General features: G+C 70.7%; 18 protein-coding genes, 1 pseudogene and 1 riboswitch. Of the genes and pseudogenes, 6 read left to right on the top strand and 13 right to left on the bottom strand.

What is annotated here, in order from left to right; all coding sequences use genetic code 11:
- Positions 1-241: 241 nt before the first annotated feature.
- On the bottom strand, positions 242-568 hold the full coding sequence (locus BJ969_RS05305) for an FKBP-type peptidyl-prolyl cis-trans isomerase (RefSeq protein ID WP_343071238.1): 327 nt from the start codon (positions 566-568) through the stop codon (positions 242-244).
- Between the two features lie 238 nt (positions 569-806).
- On the opposite strand from BJ969_RS05305, the gene BJ969_RS05310 reads away from it, so the two are divergent.
- Positions 807-1,439 carry a pyridoxamine 5'-phosphate oxidase family protein gene (locus BJ969_RS05310; RefSeq protein WP_184477741.1) on the top strand — a complete coding sequence of 211 codons (633 nt, stop codon included), beginning with the start codon at positions 807-809 and terminating at the stop codon, positions 1,437-1,439.
- A 63-nt stretch (positions 1,440-1,502) separates the two neighbouring features.
- Here the strand turns inward: BJ969_RS05310 and BJ969_RS05315 are convergent.
- From BJ969_RS05315 to BJ969_RS05335, 5 genes and pseudogenes are all read right to left on the bottom strand, one after another.
- Positions 1,503-1,970, bottom strand: a pseudogene (locus BJ969_RS05315) (VOC family protein).
- A gap of 109 nt (positions 1,971-2,079) precedes the next feature.
- Positions 2,080-2,940 carry a DUF3592 domain-containing protein gene (locus tag BJ969_RS05320; protein ID WP_184477742.1) on the bottom strand — a complete coding sequence of 287 codons (861 nt, stop codon included), beginning with the start codon at positions 2,938-2,940 and terminating at the stop codon, positions 2,080-2,082.
- Between the two features lie 108 nt (positions 2,941-3,048).
- Positions 3,049-3,273 carry a YbdD/YjiX family protein gene (locus tag BJ969_RS05325; RefSeq protein WP_343071239.1) on the bottom strand — a complete coding sequence of 75 codons (225 nt, stop codon included), beginning with the start codon at positions 3,271-3,273 and terminating at the stop codon, positions 3,049-3,051.
- Positions 3,270-5,408, bottom strand: coding sequence for a carbon starvation CstA family protein (locus BJ969_RS05330; RefSeq protein ID WP_343071688.1), 2,139 nt, complete (start codon positions 5,406-5,408; stop codon positions 3,270-3,272). Before BJ969_RS05330 ends, BJ969_RS05325 begins: the two co-directional genes overlap by 4 nt.
- A gap of 245 nt (positions 5,409-5,653) precedes the next feature.
- Positions 5,654-6,475, bottom strand: coding sequence for an LLM class F420-dependent oxidoreductase (locus BJ969_RS05335; RefSeq protein WP_184477744.1), 822 nt, complete (start codon positions 6,473-6,475; stop codon positions 5,654-5,656).
- Positions 6,476-6,982: 507 nt separating this feature from the next.
- Between BJ969_RS05335 and BJ969_RS05340 the strand changes: the two genes are divergently transcribed.
- Positions 6,983-7,507 (top strand): SigE family RNA polymerase sigma factor, encoded by a 525-nt coding sequence (locus BJ969_RS05340; RefSeq protein WP_343071240.1) that lies wholly within the window; start codon positions 6,983-6,985, stop codon positions 7,505-7,507.
- A complete protein-coding gene (locus BJ969_RS05345) occupies positions 7,504-8,538 on the top strand; it encodes a hypothetical protein (protein ID WP_184477745.1) in 1,035 nt (344 codons plus the stop codon). Before BJ969_RS05340 ends, BJ969_RS05345 begins: the two co-directional genes overlap by 4 nt.
- Positions 8,539-8,595: 57 nt before the next feature.
- Here BJ969_RS05345 and BJ969_RS05350 read toward each other — a convergent pair whose 3' ends face one another.
- A complete protein-coding gene (locus BJ969_RS05350) occupies positions 8,596-9,861 on the bottom strand; it encodes a hypothetical protein (protein WP_184477746.1) in 1,266 nt (421 codons plus the stop codon).
- Positions 9,862-10,267: 406 nt separating this feature from the next.
- On the opposite strand from BJ969_RS05350, the gene BJ969_RS05355 reads away from it, so the two are divergent.
- Positions 10,268-10,771 carry a DUF3145 family protein gene (locus BJ969_RS05355; protein WP_184477747.1) on the top strand — a complete coding sequence of 168 codons (504 nt, stop codon included), beginning with the start codon at positions 10,268-10,270 and terminating at the stop codon, positions 10,769-10,771.
- A 346-nt stretch (positions 10,772-11,117) separates the two neighbouring features.
- Entirely contained in the window at positions 11,118-11,702 is a 585-nt protein-coding gene (locus tag BJ969_RS05360; RefSeq protein ID WP_184477748.1) for a hypothetical protein, read from the top strand.
- Positions 11,703-12,000: 298 nt separating this feature from the next.
- On the opposite strand, the gene BJ969_RS05365 is transcribed toward BJ969_RS05360, so the two are convergent.
- The 5 genes from BJ969_RS05365 to BJ969_RS05385 all read right to left on the bottom strand — a co-directional run bounded on the left by BJ969_RS05365 (position 12,001) and on the right by BJ969_RS05385 (position 16,899).
- A complete protein-coding gene (locus tag BJ969_RS05365; RefSeq protein ID WP_184477749.1) occupies positions 12,001-13,248 on the bottom strand; it encodes a beta-ketoacyl-[acyl-carrier-protein] synthase family protein in 1,248 nt (415 codons plus the stop codon).
- Positions 13,245-13,484: an acyl carrier protein gene (locus BJ969_RS05370; RefSeq protein WP_184477750.1), complete on the bottom strand. Its 240-nt coding sequence runs from the start codon at positions 13,482-13,484 to the stop codon at positions 13,245-13,247. The genes BJ969_RS05365 and BJ969_RS05370 overlap by 4 nt, the downstream gene beginning before the upstream one ends.
- A 70-nt stretch (positions 13,485-13,554) precedes the next feature.
- Positions 13,555-14,535, bottom strand: coding sequence for a beta-ketoacyl-ACP synthase 3 (locus tag BJ969_RS05375; protein WP_184477751.1), 981 nt, complete (start codon positions 14,533-14,535; stop codon positions 13,555-13,557).
- Positions 14,532-15,509 carry an ACP S-malonyltransferase gene (locus tag BJ969_RS05380; RefSeq protein ID WP_221315711.1) on the bottom strand — a complete coding sequence of 326 codons (978 nt, stop codon included), beginning with the start codon at positions 15,507-15,509 and terminating at the stop codon, positions 14,532-14,534. The genes BJ969_RS05375 and BJ969_RS05380 overlap by 4 nt, the downstream gene beginning before the upstream one ends.
- A 187-nt stretch (positions 15,510-15,696) precedes the next feature.
- A complete protein-coding gene (locus BJ969_RS05385) occupies positions 15,697-16,899 on the bottom strand; it encodes a PucR family transcriptional regulator (protein ID WP_184477753.1) in 1,203 nt (400 codons plus the stop codon).
- A gap of 295 nt (positions 16,900-17,194) precedes the next feature.
- Between BJ969_RS05385 and BJ969_RS05390 the strand changes: the two genes are divergently transcribed.
- Entirely contained in the window at positions 17,195-18,124 is a 930-nt protein-coding gene (locus tag BJ969_RS05390) for a peptidoglycan recognition protein family protein (RefSeq protein WP_184477754.1), read from the top strand.
- A 36-nt stretch (positions 18,125-18,160) separates the two neighbouring features.
- Here the strand turns inward: BJ969_RS05390 and BJ969_RS05395 are convergent, their stop codons facing one another.
- Positions 18,161-18,397 (bottom strand): DUF3263 domain-containing protein, encoded by a 237-nt coding sequence (locus BJ969_RS05395; protein ID WP_184477755.1) that lies wholly within the window; start codon positions 18,395-18,397, stop codon positions 18,161-18,163.
- Between the two features lie 192 nt (positions 18,398-18,589).
- Positions 18,590-18,733, top strand: a riboswitch (FMN riboswitch).
- The last annotated feature ends 90 nt before the right edge of the window (positions 18,734-18,823 follow it).

An 18,823-nucleotide genomic window follows, 5' to 3' on the forward strand; every position in this document is an offset into this window, starting at 1 on the left:
GCAAGCGGACGTACTCGCGCGATGCGGTGAGGGGGCAGGCGAGGCCGACCGGAAGCGGGCCGAGCGCCTGCTGAACAAGTTGCTGTCGCAGGCCTATGGGAGGCATTCGTCGGCGATGTTGTCCTGCACCCTTGGCGAGTGGCTGCGGACGAACGAGATCGAGCAGTGCACCCGCGAAACGTACGAGGGTTCCGGTTCCCGCCCGGGTGTCGGCCGGGGCGGGGCCCCGGCCGACTTCGGGTCACTTGACCTCGAGGAGTTCCACGTCGAAGTGCAGGGTGGCGTTCGGCGGGATGATCGGCGGGACGCCGCGCTCGCCGTAGGCCATGGAGGGCGGGATCACCAGGGTGCGGGTGCCGCCGACGCGCATGCCGGTGACGCCGCGGTCCCAGCCCTCGATGACCTGGCCGGAACCCAGGGTGAAGTTCAGGCCTTCGCCCCGGTCGTGGGACGAGTCGAACTTCGAGCCGTCGCTGAGCGTGCCCGTGTAGTGCAGGGTCACGTCGTTGCCCGGCTGGGCCTCGGTGCCGTCGCCGACCTTGGTGTCCTCGACCTGAAGATCGCTCACATCATCCTCCTCGGTTTGCGGACCGCTCAGTCTGCCTTGCAGGGAACGCCGGTGAGGGGGCGGGTCCGCGGTCTCGCGAGGGGAAAAGCGGGGCCGAGTTGTTCGAGTCGGAAATGGCCGGCTGCTTTTCGCACTTCTGGATCGGTGGTGTGGGGTGGTTCATTCTGCTCCCGCGTTGTGCCGGCCCCGGCCGCGTGGTCATCGTGAACGGGGCTTTCGTTTTCCGGGGAGATGGGCGATGAGCAGGTACGCGCGGCTGGCGTTCACCGACGCGGTGCGGAACATGCAGGTGGAGCAGGGGAGCCGGCCGGTGCACCGGAAGGAGCTGGGTGCGGCGGTAGGGCTCGAAGCCGATCCGCTGGGGGATCGGGAGCGCGATTTCATCGCGGCGCGCGACGGTTGTTATCTCGCTTCCGTCGGGGAGACCGGGTGGCCTTACGTGCAATTCCGCGGTGGTCCCGCCGGATTCGTGCACGTCCTGGATTCCGGCACTCTCGGATACGCCGATGTGCGGGGGAACCGCCAGTACATCACCGATGGGAACGTGCGCGGTGACGATCGGGTGGCGCTGTTCTTCATGGACTACGCGACGCGCACCCGGCTGAAGCTGTTCGGGCACGCCGAGGTGCGCGACGTCGCCGAGGAACCGGAGCTCGCGGCTCGGTTGGACGAACCACGTACCGAGGGCCGGGTCGAGCGGCTCGTGCTGATCCGAATCGAGGGCTACGACTGGAACTGCCCGAAGCACATCCCGCACCGCTATTCGGAGGCCGACCTGGCCGCGGTGCACGTTCGCCTGAATCGCGCCGAGAACGAGAACGCCGCTCTCCGCGCCCGCCTCGCCGCCCTCGGTGAGTCCCTGCCGGAGTGAGTGAACGGACCGTTCGTCCGATCTCGTTGGACGAACGGTCCGTTCACTCCGAAGCCACGTCGGCTACGCGTAGGCGCGGCGGAGGGCGGCGAGGTCGAGCTTGTGCATGGTGAGCATTTCCCGCATGACGCGGTTGGAACGCTCGGGGTCGGGGTCGCGCAGCATGTCGGTGAGCTCGGTGGGGACGATCTGCCAGGACAGGCCGTAGCGGTCCTTGACCCAGCCGCACGGTCCCTGTTCGCCGCCCGCGACGAGCCGCTCGGTCATCCGGTCCACTTCTTCCTGCGAGTTGCAGTCCACGTGCAGCGAGATCGCTTCGGTGAACGAGAACTCGGGGCCGCCGTTGAGGCCGAGGAACTGCTGACCGGCCAGTTCGAACGTCACCAGCAGCACCGTGCCGGGGGCACCGGGGCCCGCTTCGCCGTAGTGCTAAATCTCGGTGATCCGCGAATTCGCGAAGATCGACGTGTAGAACCGCGCCGCCTCTTCCGCCTGGCCGTCGAACCACAGGCACGTGGTGATCTTCTGCATGACGTCCTCCCCGCTCGCACCGCGCCGAACGCGCCGCACCTGACAGGAAGACCGTGCTCGCCCGCAGGACTCATCGCAGGCCGAGGGCGAGGCCGCAGCTGTCCGAACGTCAGAGATACGTGGGGATCATCGTGAGGAGGAACAGCAAGAGCAGCACGGCGGGCACGTTCGCCCGAAGCACGGGTGCCCACGACGCGTTCTCAGCCTGCTGCGGCCGATCACGGTGGTAGACGACGGGAATTCGGGCGCCGGCGCGCTTGGGAACGCGCCGACTCGCGAACTGGATTCGTCGTCCGTCGTGATCTTCGAAGTCGACGAGCCAGGCCGCCGACTGCGAAGCGTCGGTCCTGCGGACCACCACGCCCTCCGTGTGGATCCCGGTCCGGTGCAGTAGCGCGAAGCTGGTGATCCGCAGAACCGGAAGGGTCAGCGCGAGAAGCAGGATGCCCGCGCAGACGGCGGTGGTGAACATGGACGTGGACGCCGAGCTCGAGTCGGCGGGAGCTTGCGGGGCGGGAGCCTGCGGGGCGGGGGGAGCCAGCGGGGCGGGATCCGAAAGCAGGGTGACCGCGAACGCGACGGCCCCGAAGCAAAGAAGTGCGCCTAGCATGAACGCGAAGGGCGCGATCTTCCACGGTGTGCCTTCGGTCGCCGCCAACCTCGAAGTCCCAGGATCCTCCGGCAGGTAGAGCACGTCCGCTTGGTCCCCGACAGGGGTGAAGGTGTCGTGGGAATCGGTCGGCGTCAAGGTGAACTGGCCGCCCTGCTGATCGCTGTAGCCGTACAGCGGCTGATCGATCGTGTGTCCTCGCTCATGACCGATTACGGTCGCCGTCGTCCGAACGCCGTGGTCCCGCAATCGTCGGGTGACTCGCACTTCGCGCCCGCCGTGCCACAGGACGGCGATGCCTACGGCGAGCAGGAACACGCAGACGATCAACCCGGGTACGTGATCCTCAGTGATCGTCACGAAGCACCCCGCAGATCGTGTCGACGCGTACGTCGCGATCTCACCAGAGGATTCGCCGCGGCCGCCAGGAACCGTGCCCGAACGGCCGCAGGGCGCTGCCCGCCCGGCTCAGCAGCAGCGGGAGCCGGGGTGGGTGTCGCCGCGGTCGACGTGGCGCCGCCAGAACTCGCGCTCGCCCAGCGGCGTGCTGCTCGCGTGGTGGTGGCGGTGGTGCTCCAGGTACCGCTCGTAGGCGGTTTCGCCGACGATGCCGCGGGCGATCTGCCAGGCCTCGCGGGCGGAGCGTCCCAGCCGGGACAGCACCGCCCGCGAGGAAGGCGTCCGGGAACTCACGTGCCCGCGCCCACTTCCTGGCGGTCCTCCGGTTCGCGGCGTTCCCGCTGGATGCGCCGCTCTTCAGCGGTGGGGATGAGACCGGCCGGTGCCCACAGCTGCGACTCGGTGTGCGGCGTTTCGGTGTCCTTCAGCGGCTGAGTGCTGCGCAGCGCCTGAATCCACACCCGGATCGCGTCGACCAGCACGATGAGGATCAGCACCGCGAACAGCACGCTGAGCACGCCGCACACGGTGGAGTTCGTGACCACCTGGCGCATCTCCTCGACGGAGCCCGCCGAGCCCTTGCTGGTCTGCCCGGCGTCGATCGCCGCCTGGTACGCGGCGCGCTGGGAGAAGAAGCCCAGCTTCGGGTCGGCGGAGAACACCTTCTGCCAGCTCGCCGTCAGCGTCACGACCGCGTCCCAGGCCAGCGGGACGATCGTCACCCAGGCGTACTTCGCGCGCCCGGACTTGATCAGGACCGTGGTGGCCACCGCCAGCGCCACCGCCGCGAGCAGCTGGTTGGCGATGCCGAACAGCGGGAACAGCTGGTTGATGCCGCCCAGCGGGTCGTTCACGCCGGTCCACAGGAAGTAGCCCCAGCCGCCGACGATGGCGGCGCTGGAGATCCAGATGCCGGGCTTCCAGGTCACGTCGCCGAAGCGCTTCCACACGTTGCCGACGGTGTCCTGGAGCATGAACCGCCCGACGCGGGTCCCGGCGTCGACGGTGGTGAGGATGAACAGCGCCTCGAACATGACCGCGAAGTGGTACCAGAACGCCCGCATCGCGTCCCCGCCGAGGACCTGCGAGAACACCTCCGAGAGCCCGAGCGCGAGCGTCGGGGCGCCGCCGCTGCGGCCCACCAGCGTCTCCTCGTCCACGGCGGCGGCCGCGGCGGCGAGCTGTTCGGGGGTGATCTGGAAGCCCACTCCGGCGACGGCTTGCGACGCGGACTGCAACGTGTCGCCGAGCGCTGCACTGGGCATGTTCATCGCGTAGTACATGCCGGGGTCGATGATGCAGGCCGCGGCCAGCGCCATGATCGCCACGAACGACTCGGTGAGCATCCCGCCGTAGCCGATGACGCGGACCTGCGACTCCTTCTCGATCAGCTTCGGCGTGGTCCCCGAGGACACCAGCGCGTGGAAGCCGGAGAGCGCACCGCAGGCGATCTGGATGAACACGAACGGGAACAGCGTGCCCGCGAAGACCGGGCCCTGGCCGTTCCAGGCGAACTCGGTGATCGCCTCGGTCTTCATCACCGGCATCGCGATCAGGATCGACACCGCCAGCATCACGATGACGCCGACCTTCATGAACGTGCTCAGGTAGTCCCGCGGCGCCAGCAGCATCCACACCGGCAGCACCGAGGCGATGAAGCCGTACACCACCAGCGCGAGCACGACCTGGTTGCCGGAGAGCGTGAACGTCTCGGCCAGTGCGGAATCGGCGACCCAGCTGCCGCCGATGATGCTCAGCAGCAGCAGGACGATGCCGATGATCGAGGTCTCGATGATCCGGCCGGGCCGCAGGTAGCGCAGGTAGATGCCCATGAACAGGGCGATGGGGATGGTCATCCCGATGGAGAAGGTGCCCCACGGCGAGTCCTTCAGCGCGCCGACCACGACCAGCGCCAGCACCGCCAGCAGGATGATCATGATCGCGAGCACGGCGATCAGCGCCGCGATGCCGCCGACCGGGCCGATCTCCTCGCGGGCCATCTGGCCGAGGCTGCGGCCGTCGCGGCGGGTGGAGAAGAACAGCACCACCATGTCCTGCACGGCGCCGGCGAACACGACGCCGACGATGATCCAGATCGTGCCGGGCAGGTACCCCATCTGCGCGGCCAGCACCGGGCCGACGAGCGGGCCCGCGCCCGCGATGGCGGCGAAGTGGTGCCCGAACAGGACTCTGCGGTCCGTGGGCTGGAAGTCGGTGGCGTTGTTCAGCCGCTCCGCCGGTGTCGCGCGGGTGTCGTCCACCCGCAGCACCCGGTAGGCGATGAACCGCGCGTAGAACCGGTATCCGATCGCGTAGGAGGCGAGCGCGGCGAACACCAGCCAGGCGGCGGAGATCTCCTCGCCGCGGCCGAGCGCGATGACTCCCCAGGAGATGGCGCCGATCACGGCCACCAGCACCCACACGACGATCTGCTTCGGACTCCACTTGCGTTGCGGCGACGCCTCGTCCGTCGGCGCCGTCGTCGTCGTGTTCCCCACCGTCCCCGGTCTCCGTTCCGCGATCAAAGCAGTTGTGCATGCAACTTGCCGTTGTGATCGCACCGATCTGCAAAGCAGTCGCAAGGATCTGCCTGCGATGTCCCCCATGTCCAGTGCAAGACCGGGAAGTAACCAGGATGTAAGGGGCCGTCGCCGCACCGGCGGCCCCTCACGGCTCAGCTGTGCTCGGTCACCACACCGGCCAGCAGGTCGAGCCGCTCCAGCGACTCGTCCCGCGGCTTGGTCGGCAGGTAGAACAAGATCCGATCCACCCCGGCCTCCGCGTACTCCTCGACCACCGAGTCCTTCGGCGCCGCGTACAGCGACACCGGGACCCGCCAGCCCGCGTGCTCGCGCACCTTCGCGATCAGGTCGCCGAGGTTCTCGGTGCCCGCGCGGGGCAGCCAGCCCCCGCCGTACTCGGCGACCCGGTCGAAGGAGCGCTTGCTCTCGCCGCCGATGTAGATCGGCGGATGCGGTTGCTGCACCGGCTTCGGCCACGAGTAGATCGGGTCGAAGTCCACGTGCTCGCCGTGGAACTCGGCGAGCTCCTTCGTCCAGATCTCCCGCATGGCCCGGATCCGCTCGTCCATCAGCGCGCCGCGCCTGCCCGGATCGGTGCCGTGGTTGCGCATCTCGTCGCGGCTCCACCCCGCGCCGATGCCGAAGATCGCCCTGCCTCGGGAGACGAGGTCGAGGCTGGCGACCTCCTTCGCGGTGGTGATCGGATCGCGCTGGATCATGAGCGCGATCCCGGTGCCCAGCAACAGGTTCTCGGTCACCGCGGCCGCCGCGGTGAGGCTCACGAACGGGTCGAGCGTGCGGTAGTAGATCCGCGGCAGGTCACCGCCGCCGGGATACGGGGTGTCGCGGCTCGCGGGAACGTGGGTGTGCTCGGCGAGGAAGAGCGAGTCGAAACCGCGGTCCTCCAGCGCGCGCCCGAGTTCCGCTGGGCCGATGCCCTCATCGGTGTTGAACGTCGAGATGCCGAACTTCATGGCCGGTTGAGGCGGCCGGGAGGCCGCCTATCCTCCCATCGCGTGCCGGGTGTGGAACCGTGCTGTCCCGCTGCCGAACGGTAGTCGAACGAAGACCCGGCGGCATCGGCTGCCAAACGGGCGAGTGAGGGTGCCGATGATCGGCTGACCAGCGACGACGTCAAACGGGTGATCTTGTGGTGTGGTGATTCTTACCCGCTGTCGAGGCCCGGGGGAGCGGCCCGCGGGACCGTTGCGGTCCTTTGTGGAGCAACGCGCCGCCGGGACGGCGAGCGAGCCCGTGCGCGGGCGAATCGGCCACCCGGACGAGGCACCCGCGCGCTCGGGGCCGCCGCGGTCGGCGGCCGATCCGGACGATCACTCCGCGACCGCACTCGTGGCGGACGGTAAGCTGCGCCTCTCCGCCGGTCGGAGCTTCGATCGGGAAATCTGGTCCGCGTCGGCTGCCAACCGCGAAGGGGGTCTCGGGCGTCATGCAGAGATGTGACGGTTTCGATCGCATTGCCCGTGACCGCCTGGCCGGGCGACGGGCTGGCGGCCATGGATGAACTGACGACCAAACTCACCGAGCTCTACCAGGACAACTACCGGCAACTGCTGCGGATCGCGGTGCTGCTCGTCGATGACCGGGCTTCGGCCGAGGACATCGTGCAGGACGCGTACGTGCGGGTCTTCGACTCCAGGACGCGGCTGCGCGACCCGGACAAGGCGCTGGCGTTCCTGCGGCAGGCGGTGCTCAACCGGGCTCGGTCGGTGCTGCGCCGCCGCATGGTCGCCAAGCGCTACCAACCCCGGATCGCCACCGAGGACTCGCGCCCGGACGACACCGGACGCGGCCTGGACCGCGCAGTGCTCGCGGACGCCCTCACCCACCTGCCGCGCAGGCAGCGGGAAGCGGTGGTGCTGCGGTACTACGCCGACTTCAGCGAGGCGCGGACCGCGCAGCTGATGGGCGTGAGTCAGGGTGCGGTCAAGTCGTACTGCTCGCGGGGAGTGGCTCGGCTTTCGGATTTGCTGCGGGAGCGGGTGTGAGGGATCCAGACGACACGCAGGCCGTCGACGAGCTGCGCAGCGGGCTGCGCGCGCTGGTGGACGACGTCGAGCCGCGCGGCGACACGCTGCCGCGGCTGCTCGCGGCCCGCCAGCGCCGATCGCGGCGACCGTCCCGGCGCCCGCTGATCGCCGCGGGAGGGGTGGCGGTGGCCGCCTCCGCGGTGTTCCTGGTCGCGCTGGCGGTGGTGCCCGGCACCAGTCCGCGCCAGGCGGAGCCGGTCAGCATCGCGCCGAACAGCTACGTCGCGGCGCCGGAACCGGGCACGCTCGCCTCGTTCGACGTGCTCACCGGCAAGCAGCACGAGGTGCTCGCCGACGTCGGAGGACCGGTGCAGGGCGGCCTCGCCGCCGACGGCGACCGCGTCTACGCGACCGTCCCGGCCGCGGGCGGCAGCGACATAGTCGTGCTCGGGCCCGATCGGATCATCAGGCCGGTCGCGCACCGCACCGGCACGGACACCGCGCTGGCGGCCGGCGGTGGGCGGCTCGCCTACGCGGAGGGCGACGACGTGGTGGTCGACGGAACCGGCGGGCCGCAGCGGATCGGGTTGCCCGCGGGCGAGCAGGCGCTCGACCTGGCGGTGGACCGCGAGGGACGGCTCGCGGTGCTCACGTCCCGGTCCGAGATCCACGTGGTGGCTCCCGGCGCCACCGAACTGGGCGCTCCGATGCCGACGCCTCCCGCCGGGGCGTGCGCCCCGCAGGCGGTGGCCTGGTCCGACAGCGACGTCGCGGTGCTCACCCCGGCCGAATGCGGCAACCCGCCCGCCGAGCGGATGCGGATCAGCACGCTCGACCGGGACAGCGGCGCCGCGGTCGGTGGCGGCGTCCCGTTCGACACCGGCGGCGCGCTCGCCGCGGAGCAGGTGCAGCTGTCCGTGGACCGGGTCGGGCGGTACCTGGTGTCGGTCGCGGACGGCAGGCAGTGGCTGGTGGACGGTGCGGACGTGCGCCCGGTGGCACCGGCGTGCGCCGACGCCGGGTGCGTTCCCGCGACCTTCTGGGGCTGATCACGTGCGACCGGTGGAATCCGCGCTCGGCGGGTTCCACCGGTGCCGCGCGGCGGCCTACTCGGGCGCGCGCAACCGCAATCCGCGTTCGGCGAGCACGCGCAGCGAGACGTCGTCCGGATCGGACTTCCCGGAGGCCCAGGCCGCCTGCACGATCCGCACCTGGGAGCCGGTCTGCTGCACCGCCTGCGCCGCGCCGTCGAACTCGGCGGGCGGACCGGGTTCGGCGGCCGGGTCGGAGAGACCGCCGGAACCCGGAGTGTTCAGCAGTTCCCGCAGGTTCCGCGCCGGTGTCGCGTCACCGAGGTCCACCACCGCGAGGGACGTGGTGGCCGCCCGGCCCGCGGCTTCGCTGTCGAAGACCTGCCTGGACAGCGACTCGCACGGATGCCGCTGGAACCAGGCCCGCACGTCGCCGAACGAGGCTTCGGCGCAGTCGCCGCCGAGGTCGGCCGCGGTGCGCTCGAACGAGACCCCGTCCACCTGCTGCGCGGTCATGTCCCGGGTCGAGCCCGAAGCACCCGCCCACACCGAGGACAGCACCGCCCCGGCGAGCACGGCGGCGGCCGCGCCGAGCGCGGTCAGCACCGTGCGCCGCGACAGGCCGCCCAGCCGAGCGCGCAGCCCGGCCGGTGCCGCGGCCGGAACCGGCGCCGGTTCCTCGTCGCGCACCTTCGGGATCAGCAGCGTGTTCGCCGACGCGAGGTCGGGGGTCACCGAATCGGGGAAGCCCTCCGCGGTCAGCTCCGCGACGGAGAGCCGGCCCGCGCGTTCGTCGAGGATGCGCAGCACCTTCCGCGCCGGCTCGACGCCGCAGGCGCGTTCGTAGGTGGCGAGTTCGCGGACGGCGGCGAGCATGCTCGTCGTGGACGGGTACAGCACCCGCACGCCGCGGTGCAGGTCGTTCGTCGGCTGGGTGATCCGGACGACGTAGGGGCCGAGCGCGACGATGGCGGCGACGGGCATCGGCTCCGCGTCGCGGGACTGCAACGCGCGGGCCAGCGCGGCGGCCGATTCCAGCGCTTCCAGCGCCGGGTTCATCGCGGCGGTCTGGCGCAGCAGCGGCCAGCCGTCGACCGTCCACGGGGTCTGCACCGGCGCCTCCACGGCGAGCGCGGACTCCGGGAGATCGGTGCCGACGACGACCACGATGCCGCGCGGCAGCACCAGGACCGCGTCCAGCGTGCGCGGCGCGCCCGGCGGTTCGGCGCCGAAGACGGCGACCCCGCCGAAGACACCGCTGCCGGGACCCCACGCCGCGATGGCCGCCCGGATGTCCGCGCCGATCTTGGTCGGCTCCTTGCCGAGCCGCACCACCCGCATGGTCGTCTCCGTTCCCGCGATCGAGCTCCACTCGCCCGGTCGGTCTACGGCCGCCGGGTCCGGCAGGCATTGTCGCCTACTGCGCGTGCTCCCCCATTCGAGTGGTATCCGACACTCGTCCGCACCTGCGGGACTGGGCCGTCCGGGGCACCGGTTCGTCCGCTCGGGCGGCCCTGGAACTGCGAGGACCTCGCTCCGGCAGGAACGGGGGAGTCCCGCGAACGGTATCGGAACGACGTGCCCCGGTCGGGCAGTTCATCAACTTCATGTGGCGGGCGTGGTCAACGCCCGTGCAGAATGACGCCGCACACCACCGATCCACCGCGACGCGGGTGATCGGCGGCCGGGCCACCGCCGGACGAGGTCGTAGGGGAAGACGTCCCTCGTCGAACAGCGGAGGTCAGCAGTGAGCACCCGTGGCAGCACCAGTGGCGTGGTCTACGTCCACTCGTCGCCGTCTGCGGTCTGTCCGCACATCGAGTGGGCCGTCGCCGGCGCACTCGGCATGCGGACCGAACTCCGCTGGACGGCGCAACCCGCGGCGCCTGGGCAGTTGCGCGCCGAACTCACCTGGACCGGGGAACCTGGAACGGGGTCCCGCTTGGTCACCGCGTTGCGCGCGTGGCCGATGCTCCGGTTCGAGATCACCGAGGACCCCAGTCCGGGCATCGACGGGCAGCGGTTCTGCCACGTCCCCGGACTCGGCCTGTGGAACGCACGCACCAGCGCCAACGGCGACATCGTGGTGAGCGAAGACCAGCTGCGCACCCTCGCCGCCAACAGCCGGGGCTCCGAATCGTTCACCCACCGCGTCGACCAGCTGCTCGGCGCGGCGTGGGACCAGGAACTGGAACTCTTCCGCCACGCCGGAGACGGAGCCCCAGTCAGCTGGCTCCACCGAGTCGGCTAACCCCACCAAACCAAGCAAAACCCATGCCCCGGGCAGCGAAGCCAAGCCTGCCTCGCGGCCAAAGGCCGTGCCTTTGCGGCGAAGCCGTGCTTTGGGCTGCGAAGCAAGCCTGCTTTGCGGCCGTAGGCCGTGCCTGTATGTGCGGAGCACATAGCCCACGTCGAGAAGTCGACCACCCGCGGGTTCTCAGTCGGTCTCTCGCGAGGACAGCTTTTTCCCTCGTGGCGGAGCCACTCGGGAAAAAGATCCCGCAGCGAGAGACCGACTGAGGTTCCGCCACCCGGACACCAAGGCAGAACGAGCCCGGAGAACCTCGAACAAGCCCCGCTGTGGGAAGCTGATCGGTGTGCAGTCGACTTCTCCGGTAGGCCGTTCGCGCAACTCCTGGCTGAAATGGGGCGTGCCGATCGCCGTCATCGTGCTGCTCGCGGCGGGTGCCGGGGGGATCGTGGCGCAGCGCTACTACTCGGAGCCGTCGGGGACGACCGGTGTGATGGGCGAGGCGCAGGATCAGGGCGGTCAGTACGCGAACATCGAGTTGAGCCCGGACGCCGAAGCTCACCCGGACAGCGCCGACATCCGCTGGACGCTGCAGATGCACTTCAACGCGATCAACATGCGCCGGTACGAGACCTGGAAGGCCACCGTCGTCGCGGAGAAGCAGCGCCAGCTCCCCGAGGACAAGTGGCAGCAGGAGTACGCGACGACGCGGGACGCGGCGGTCAGGGTGCACCGCGTCGAGCCGGGGCCGAAGGATTCGCTGCGCATCCTGATGACCTTCGTGAGCACCCAGGATCCGCACGACGCCCCGCCGGGGCTGGAATCGCCGTGCCTGCGCTGGTCGGTGGTGTATCCGATGGTGGTCGACGCCGGTGGTTTCCGGCTCGACACGAACAGCCTGCCCGGTAGCGCTCTCGCCGTCCGCTGCTGATCTCCGCGGTCCGGGTGACGGCACGATGATCCGCCCGCGGCGCGTTCCGGTGATGGCCGGGTCACTGCTCGGATGCCGCTGCGACAGCTGAACTTCCCGCCGATCGGGTGATCATCTCCGCGGACGGGTGGCGCGCGCGGCGCCGAGTCGATCGGGCGCGCTGCGCTGGGGAGAGGTCGCCGGGAGCGGTCCCGAGGACAGCCCCGAAGCGAGGTGCGCTCGGGGCTGTCGATCAGGTCCTGGCACGCGCCGCCTGAGGTCCCGGCCCCCCGCTCGGGGTTGGCCGCGAACGGACTCGTCAGGCCTTGGCGAACGCGAGCGCCACGTTGTGCCCGCCGAAACCGAAGGAGTTGTTCACCGCGGCCGACAGCTCGACTTGCCGCGGCTTGTCCGTCACCACGTCCAGTTCGACCTTCGGGTCGAGCTCGTCGAGGTTGCGGGTGGGCGGGATCTGCCCGTGGTAGATCGACAGCAGCGTCACGATGCTCTCGACCGCGCCCGCGCCGCCGACGAGGTGCCCGAGCGCGCTCTTCGGCGCGGTCAGCGCGACTCCGTCGCCGAACGTCTTGCGGATGGCCGCCGCCTCGCCCACGTCGCCCACCACGGTGGACGTGGCGTGCGCGTTGACGTGCTCGACATCCGAAGTGGACAGATCCGCGGTGCGCACGGCCTGGGTCATGGCGTTGACCTGGCCGACGCCGTCCGGGTGGCTCCCGGTGATGTGGTACGCGTCCGAGGTGATGCCCACCCCGGCGAGCCGACCGTAGATCCGCGCTCCGCGGGCCTTGGCGTGCTCGGCGCTCTCCAGGATCACCACGCCCGCGCCTTCGCCGAGCACGAACCCGTCCCGGCCCGTGTCGAACGGGCGTGAGGCCAGCTCCGGCTCGTCGTTGCGCGTGCTCAACGTCCGGGCCTGGCAGAACCCGGCGACGGTGATCTGGTGGATGCAGGACTCCGCACCACCGGCGACCACCACGTCGGCCTGACCGGACCGGATCATGTCCCAGCCCCGCGCCAACCCCTCGGCGCCGGAAGCGCAGGCGGAGGCGGGGGAGTGCACACCGGCGCGAGCGCGCAGGTCGATGCCGACGTGCGCGGCGGGACCGTTGGGCATGAGCATCGGCACGGTCAGCGGCGAGATCTTGCGCAGCCCGTGCTCCTCCAGGAGGTCGTCCTGGTTGAGCAGCGTGACCGGCCCGCCGATGCCGGTGCCGAGCGCGACGCCCAGCCGATCCGGATCCACCGACTCGTGCTCGTCGGTGGGCATGTCGTAACCGGCGTCGTTCCACGCCTGGCGAGCCGCGATGATCGCGATCGCCTGGCAACGGTCCAGCCGCCGCAGCTGCACCCGAGGCAGCACCTCGGAGGGCTCCACGACCAGCGGTGCGCCGATCTTGGCGGGCAGGTCGTACTTGTCGACCCACTCCTCCGTGAGCCTGCGAACGCCGCTGCGCCCGGCCAGCAGACCGTCCCAGGTGGACGCGACGTCACCACCGAGTGGTGTCGTCGCGCCCATCCCGGTGATGACGACGTCGGTCGCCGTCATGCGTTCTTGGTGATGTAGTCCACCGCATCACCCACGGTCTTGAGGTTCGCCAGCTCGTCGTCGGGGATCTTCACGCCGAACTTGTCCTCCGCCTGCACGGCGATCTCGACCATCGACAGCGAGTCGATGTCGAGGTCGTCGACGAACGACTTCTCGACCTGGACGTCCTCGGCGTCAACGCCGGCGACCTCTTCGACGATGCTGGCGAGACCCTGCGCGATTTCCTCGTTCGCCACGGTGGTTCCTTTCCTCTGTTGCGGTCTCACCGCGGGCGCGGCCCGCGGTGGTATCGGTGAGCGCGAACGCTCAGGGGCAGATCACGACCTGGCCGGCGTAGGACAGTCCAGCCCCGAAGCCGACCAGCAGCAGCACGTCCCCGCTGGAGAGCTCGCCCGCCGACCGCATGTGGTCGATGGCGAGCGGGATCGAAGCGGCGGAGGTGTTGCCGGAGTAGACGATGTCACGAGCGATCACCAGGTCATCGCGGGCACCCTGGCTCTGCAGCTTCTTGGCGATGCCCTCGACGATGCGCAGGTTGGCCTGGTGCGCGACCAGCGCATCCACATCGGACAGTTCCAGGCCCGCGAGCTCCACGGCGCGCTTGGCGACGGGGGCGATCTGCGTCGTCGCCCAGCGGAAGACCGCCTGGCCCTCCTGGTAGATGTACTTGCCGTCGCGCAGGTAGATGGTGTCGACGAGGTCGCCCGCGCTGCCCAGCGCGGCCGGGCCGATGCCGGGCTCGTCGGACGGTCCCACGACCGCCGCACCCGCACCGTCGGCGAAGATGATGCAGTTCGCCCGGTCCTGCCAGTCGATGGTCTCCTGGAACCGCTCGGCGCCGATCACCAGCACCCGGCGGGAGGACCCGGCCAGCACCATGTCGGAAGCCATGCTGAGCGCGTAGCAGAACCCGGCGCACGCGGCGTTGAGGTCGAAGGCGCCCGCGGCCTTGACGCCGATCTGGTCGGCGACCTGCGCGGCGGCGTTCGGAATCCCGCCCGGCATCGTGCAGGTGGCGATGATCACCTGGTCCACGTCGGCCGGGGTCAGGCCCGCGTCGGCGATCGCCTTCGAACCGGCTTCGACGGCCATCGCGACCACGGTCTGGTCCTCGTCGCCGAGACGGCGGTGCACGATGCCGACGCGCTGCTGGATCCACTCGTCGTTGGTGTCGACGATCTTGGCCAGATCGTCGTTGGTGACGATCCGGTTGCCCTGGGTGCTACCGAAACCGAGCAGCTTGGTCGCTGCCGGACCGGTGGACTGGCGCAGGGTCGGTGTGCTCACGCGTCGCTCCCAGAGGTGTTCGCGTCTTGGGCGGACTCGTCGGAGTCCGCGGCCAGCAGGTCGGCGACCTTGTCGAGGTCTTCGGGCTTCTTCAGCGCCACGGTCTTGGTGCCCTTGAGCTCGCGGCGCACCAGGCCGGTCAACGCGCCGGCCGGGGGGAACTCCACCACGGCCCGCACTCCCCGCTCCGCGAGGGTGGCCATGCAGTGGTCCCAGCGCACCGGCCGGGTGATCTGCGCGACGAGGCGGCGCACGAACTCGTCGCCCGCCTCGACGACGGAACCGTCCGAATTGGACAGCAGCGGGAACGCGGGGTCGTCGACGGCGACCTTGTCGGCCTGCGTGCCGAACGCGTCCTGCGCGGGTGCCATGAAGCGCGTGTGGAAGGCCCCGGCGACGGCCAGCGGCCGCACCTTAGTCCCGGTCAGCGGTTCTTCGGCCAGCGCCTCCAACGCGGGCTTGCGGCCCGCGGCGACGATCTGACCGGCGCCGTTGCAGTTCGCCGGGTCCAGGCCGAGCGACTCCAGGTGGCTCACGACGGTCTCCGGGTCGCCGCCCATCACCGCCGACATCGACGTCGGCTCCAAGGCGCACGCGGCGGCCATCTCCCGGCCGCGCACCGCTGCCAGCGCGACGGCGTCGTCCGGGGAGAGCACGCCCGCGATCGCGGCTGCGGCCAGCTCGCCCACCGAATGTCCCGCGACCGGGGTCTCGGCGGGGATCTCGAAGCGGGACCGCAGCTGCTCGGCCGCCAGCAGCGACAGCGCCACCACCAGCGGCTGCGTGATGGCGGTGTCCTTGATCTCGTCGGCCTCGGCGGTGGTTCCCAGCCGCACCAAGTCCAGGCCCGCGTGCTCGGACCAGGCCTCCACGCGCTCGCGGGCGCCGTCGAGTTCGAGCCAGGGCGTGAGCATGCCAGGGGCCTGGGAGCCCTGGCCGGGGGCGAGGAGCGCGATCACCCTGCTACTACACATCCCCGACCCTGATCGGCGTGATGTCGACACGGACGAGATCCGAGGCCCAATCTTGTGGAGTGTCTACAACAGCATCCCTGATTCGGGCATCACGGAGCGTGAATCGTTGTTGCCCGTGTCGGTTCGATCACGTCAGGACACCGCGGCGCCGAACCGCTGCGGGGCGGTGACCAGCGGCGGCGCGCGCTCACCACAGGCCCCGAGCCCGCGCCAGCCTGCCCATCGACAGCGCCACCCGCAGCACCAGCGCGTCGCGCGCGTTCGACGGCGTGCGCCCGGTGAGCTCGGCGACCCTGCGCAGCCGGTAGCGCACCGTGTTCGGGTGCACGTAGAGCTGCCGGGCGCAATTCTCCAGGACCCCGCCCAGCTCCAGGTAGGTGTCCACGGTCTCCAGCAGCGCGCCGCCCGCGTCCACCAGCGGCAGCACGATGCCTTCCACGAGCTGGCGCTCCGCTTCCGGATCTCCGGCCAGGGCCCGCTCCGGCAGCAGGTCTTCGGCGAGCACCGGACGCGGCGCCGTCGGCCACGCCACCACCGCGCGCAGCCCGGACATCGCGTCCGAAGCGGACCGGTGCGCCTCGGAGAGGCTGGACGCGGTGGGGCCGACCACCACCGGCCCGTCGTCGAAGGCCTCCGTCAGCTTGGTCGCCGCCTCGTGCGCGGCCCGGTCGTTGGACGGCCCGCCGAACACCACCACCAGCCTGGTGCCCTGCACGCCCAGCAGCACCGGGCGTCCGGCGCGGGCCGCCCTGCTGCGCACCTGGTAGATGATCTTCGGCGGATCGTCCGAGGGAGCGGTGCCGACCAGCACCGTCGCCTCCGAGCCCGGTTCCCAGCCGAGCGCCGCGGCCCTGGACAGCAGCGACTCCTCCGGGTCGCCGCGCACGATGCCGTCCACGACGAGCGCCTCCAGCCGCGCGTCCCACGCCCCGCGCGCCTCCGCCGCCGCCGCGTACGAAGTGGCCGCCGCGAACGCGATCTCCCGCGTGTAGCGCAGGATCAGCTCGGTGAGCGCGGTGCGCTCCTCGGCCCGTTCGGCCAGTTCCGGCAGCTGGTGCTCGAACACGTCGATCGCGGCGCGCACCAGGTCCAGCGTCTGGCGCAGGCTCACCCAGCGCGACAGGTCCTTCGGCGCCGCGCGGAACGCCTCCGCGGTCAGCCGGATGGCTTCGGTCGGGTCCTGCAGCCAGGCCACGAAGTTCGAGACGCCGGTCTGGGTCACCAGCAGCACGCTCGCGCGCTGGTCGGCGGGCAGTCGGCGGAACCACGGCAGCCGGTGCTCCATCGCGTTGATGCTCGCGGTGGCCAGGTCCCCGGATGCCCGTTCCAGTGCGCGCAAGGTGACCGCGGAAATGCGTTCGCCTTGTTCACCTGCGCCTTCGGAATTCATACCGCCAGAATCGCACGGGCCCTCCGAGCGCGGAGCCGGGCACCGCGCGCGCCGTGCGTCCGGCGTGGAGCGAGCCCGGTCACCGCGCCGGCCGGGTCCGATGTGGAGGGTTCGCCGGAGGTCGTCGCCAGGGGTGTCCGACACGCCCGCGCGCCACCGTTCGCCGGGCCGATGACCACCGGTCGACCGCAATTCATCCGATCAGGCGTGGTCGGGGCGGTTGATCGCAGGACACGATGGCAGCAGGCAAGCGACGCGAACGCGGCTCGGACGGGCCGCCAGGGGAGTGATCGGCATGGCTCTGCCGCTGGTGTGGCTCGGTGACGTGTTGCGAGCGGCGGGGCTGACCGTCGTCGAGGCACCGGGGTGGCAGGAGCGCACCGCGAGCTCCGGCGCGCAGCCGGAGCCGGTCGGGGTGCTCCAGCACCACACCGCCACCGTCGCCTCCTACGAGGACCCCGCGCCGAGCCTGCAGCTGGTGATCGACGGCCGGTCCGATCTGGCCGGACCGCTGTGCCACGGGCTGATCGGGTTCGACGGGGTGGTGCACTTGATCTCCGCCGGGCGCGCCAACCACGCTGGGAAGGCGCAGGCCTCCGGACCGGTGCCGGCGGGCGACGGCAACGTGCTCTACGTCGGGTTCGAGTGGGACTACCAGGGCGTCGAGCAGGGTCCGAGCCCCGAGCAGTACACCGCCGCGCTCGTCGCGACCAGGGCGGTGCTCGACCACCTGGGCGCGCCGCACGAGGCCTCGCGCGGGCACAAGGAGACGAGCGTGACCGGCAAGATCGACCCGGGTCACGTCGACCTGGACCGCTTCCGGGCCGAACTCGCCACGAACGAACAGGAGAACGCCGACATGACGCCCGAACAGGACGCGATCCTGCGCCGCATCGAGAACGAACTGCTCGGCCCGCGCGGACCCGAAGGGCAGATCGCCGGGTGGAACACCGCGCTCGGTCCGCGCACACCGGTGGCGATGCTGGTGGACCTGGTCAACGGCCTGCTCGCCACGCAGACCCCCGCACCGATGCAGGCGCCCGCGGTGCCGCAGCAGCAGACCGCGCCCGGCGAAGCCCCGGCGCAGCCAGCCGATCCCGAGTCGATCAAGGCCGCGTTCTCCGCACTGCCACCGGAGCAGGCCGCCCCGCTGCTCGCCGAACTGGTCCGCATCCAGCAGGACCGCCAACTCACGCCGGAGCAGCAGGCCCGCACCACTACCTGAGGAGTCGCAGCGGACGGGCGGAACGGCGGCGGGAGCTCAGCGGCGAGGTGCGGCGGCTCTGCGGTCCGATCGTTCCGCTCGTCTGCGTAACAGGCGGTTGACCAGCACGGGCTGTTGGGCCAAGGCCTCCGGTTCGTCCAATAACCGGTTGAGGCGCTGGTAGTACCGCGTGGGCGAGATCCCGAAGCGCTCCTGGATGACGCGGTCCTTGCTGCCCGGATAGCGCCAGAACTCGCTCTCGAACGCCAAGATGGCGTGATCGACGTCGTTCACCCGGGCACCCCCTTCGCGTCGCGCGCTCGTCGCCCTGCCGTCTGATCGATTCCACCGGAGATCGCCGAGTCTACCCCGGGTCGCACCCCTGTTCGATCACCTGATCGAAGATTCGGGAGCTGTGATTCGAACCACGACGAGTCCGCGGAACAAGCACGGCGACCGACGATGTTGACAGCAGTACGAAACGTCGTGCGCTCCGGGGCTCGGTGAGATTCCGAACCGGCGGTGACAGTCCGCGAACCGGTGCCTCCCGGCCGAACCCGGCCAGGAGCTCCGGCCGATCCGGTGGAACTCCGGAACCGACGGTGACAGTCCGGATGGGAGGCGGCGCACGGGCACTCGACCGCGACCGGTCGCCATGCGTGGCACCGGTGGCCGCCGCGTTCCCGCTCAGCCCCGGTGCCAGGACCGGCTGGGAGGAGT

The organism is Saccharopolyspora gloriosae (genome assembly GCF_014203325.1).
GTDB classification, from domain to species: domain Bacteria; phylum Actinomycetota; class Actinomycetes; order Mycobacteriales; family Pseudonocardiaceae; genus Saccharopolyspora_C; species Saccharopolyspora_C gloriosae.

Bases quoted from the DNA above. Each gene is read 5' to 3' on its own strand.
- BJ969_RS05335 (WP_184477744.1), bottom strand. From the start codon at position 6,475: ATGAAGTTCGGCATCTCGACGTTCAACACCGATGAGGGCATCGGCCCA.
- BJ969_RS05365 (WP_184477749.1), bottom strand. From the start codon at position 13,248: ATGACGGCGACCGACGTCGTCATCACCGGGATGGGCGCGACGACACCA.
- BJ969_RS05390 (WP_184477754.1), top strand. From the start codon at position 17,195: ATGGCTCTGCCGCTGGTGTGGCTCGGTGACGTGTTGCGAGCGGCGGGG.
- BJ969_RS05385 (WP_184477753.1), bottom strand. From the start codon at position 16,899: ATGAATTCCGAAGGCGCAGGTGAACAAGGCGAACGCATTTCCGCGGTC.
- BJ969_RS05380 (WP_221315711.1), bottom strand. From the start codon at position 15,509: ATGTGTAGTAGCAGGGTGATCGCGCTCCTCGCCCCCGGCCAGGGCTCC.
- BJ969_RS05350 (WP_184477746.1), bottom strand. From the start codon at position 9,861: ATGCGGGTGGTGCGGCTCGGCAAGGAGCCGACCAAGATCGGCGCGGAC.
- BJ969_RS05310 (WP_184477741.1), top strand. From the start codon at position 807: ATGAGCAGGTACGCGCGGCTGGCGTTCACCGACGCGGTGCGGAACATG.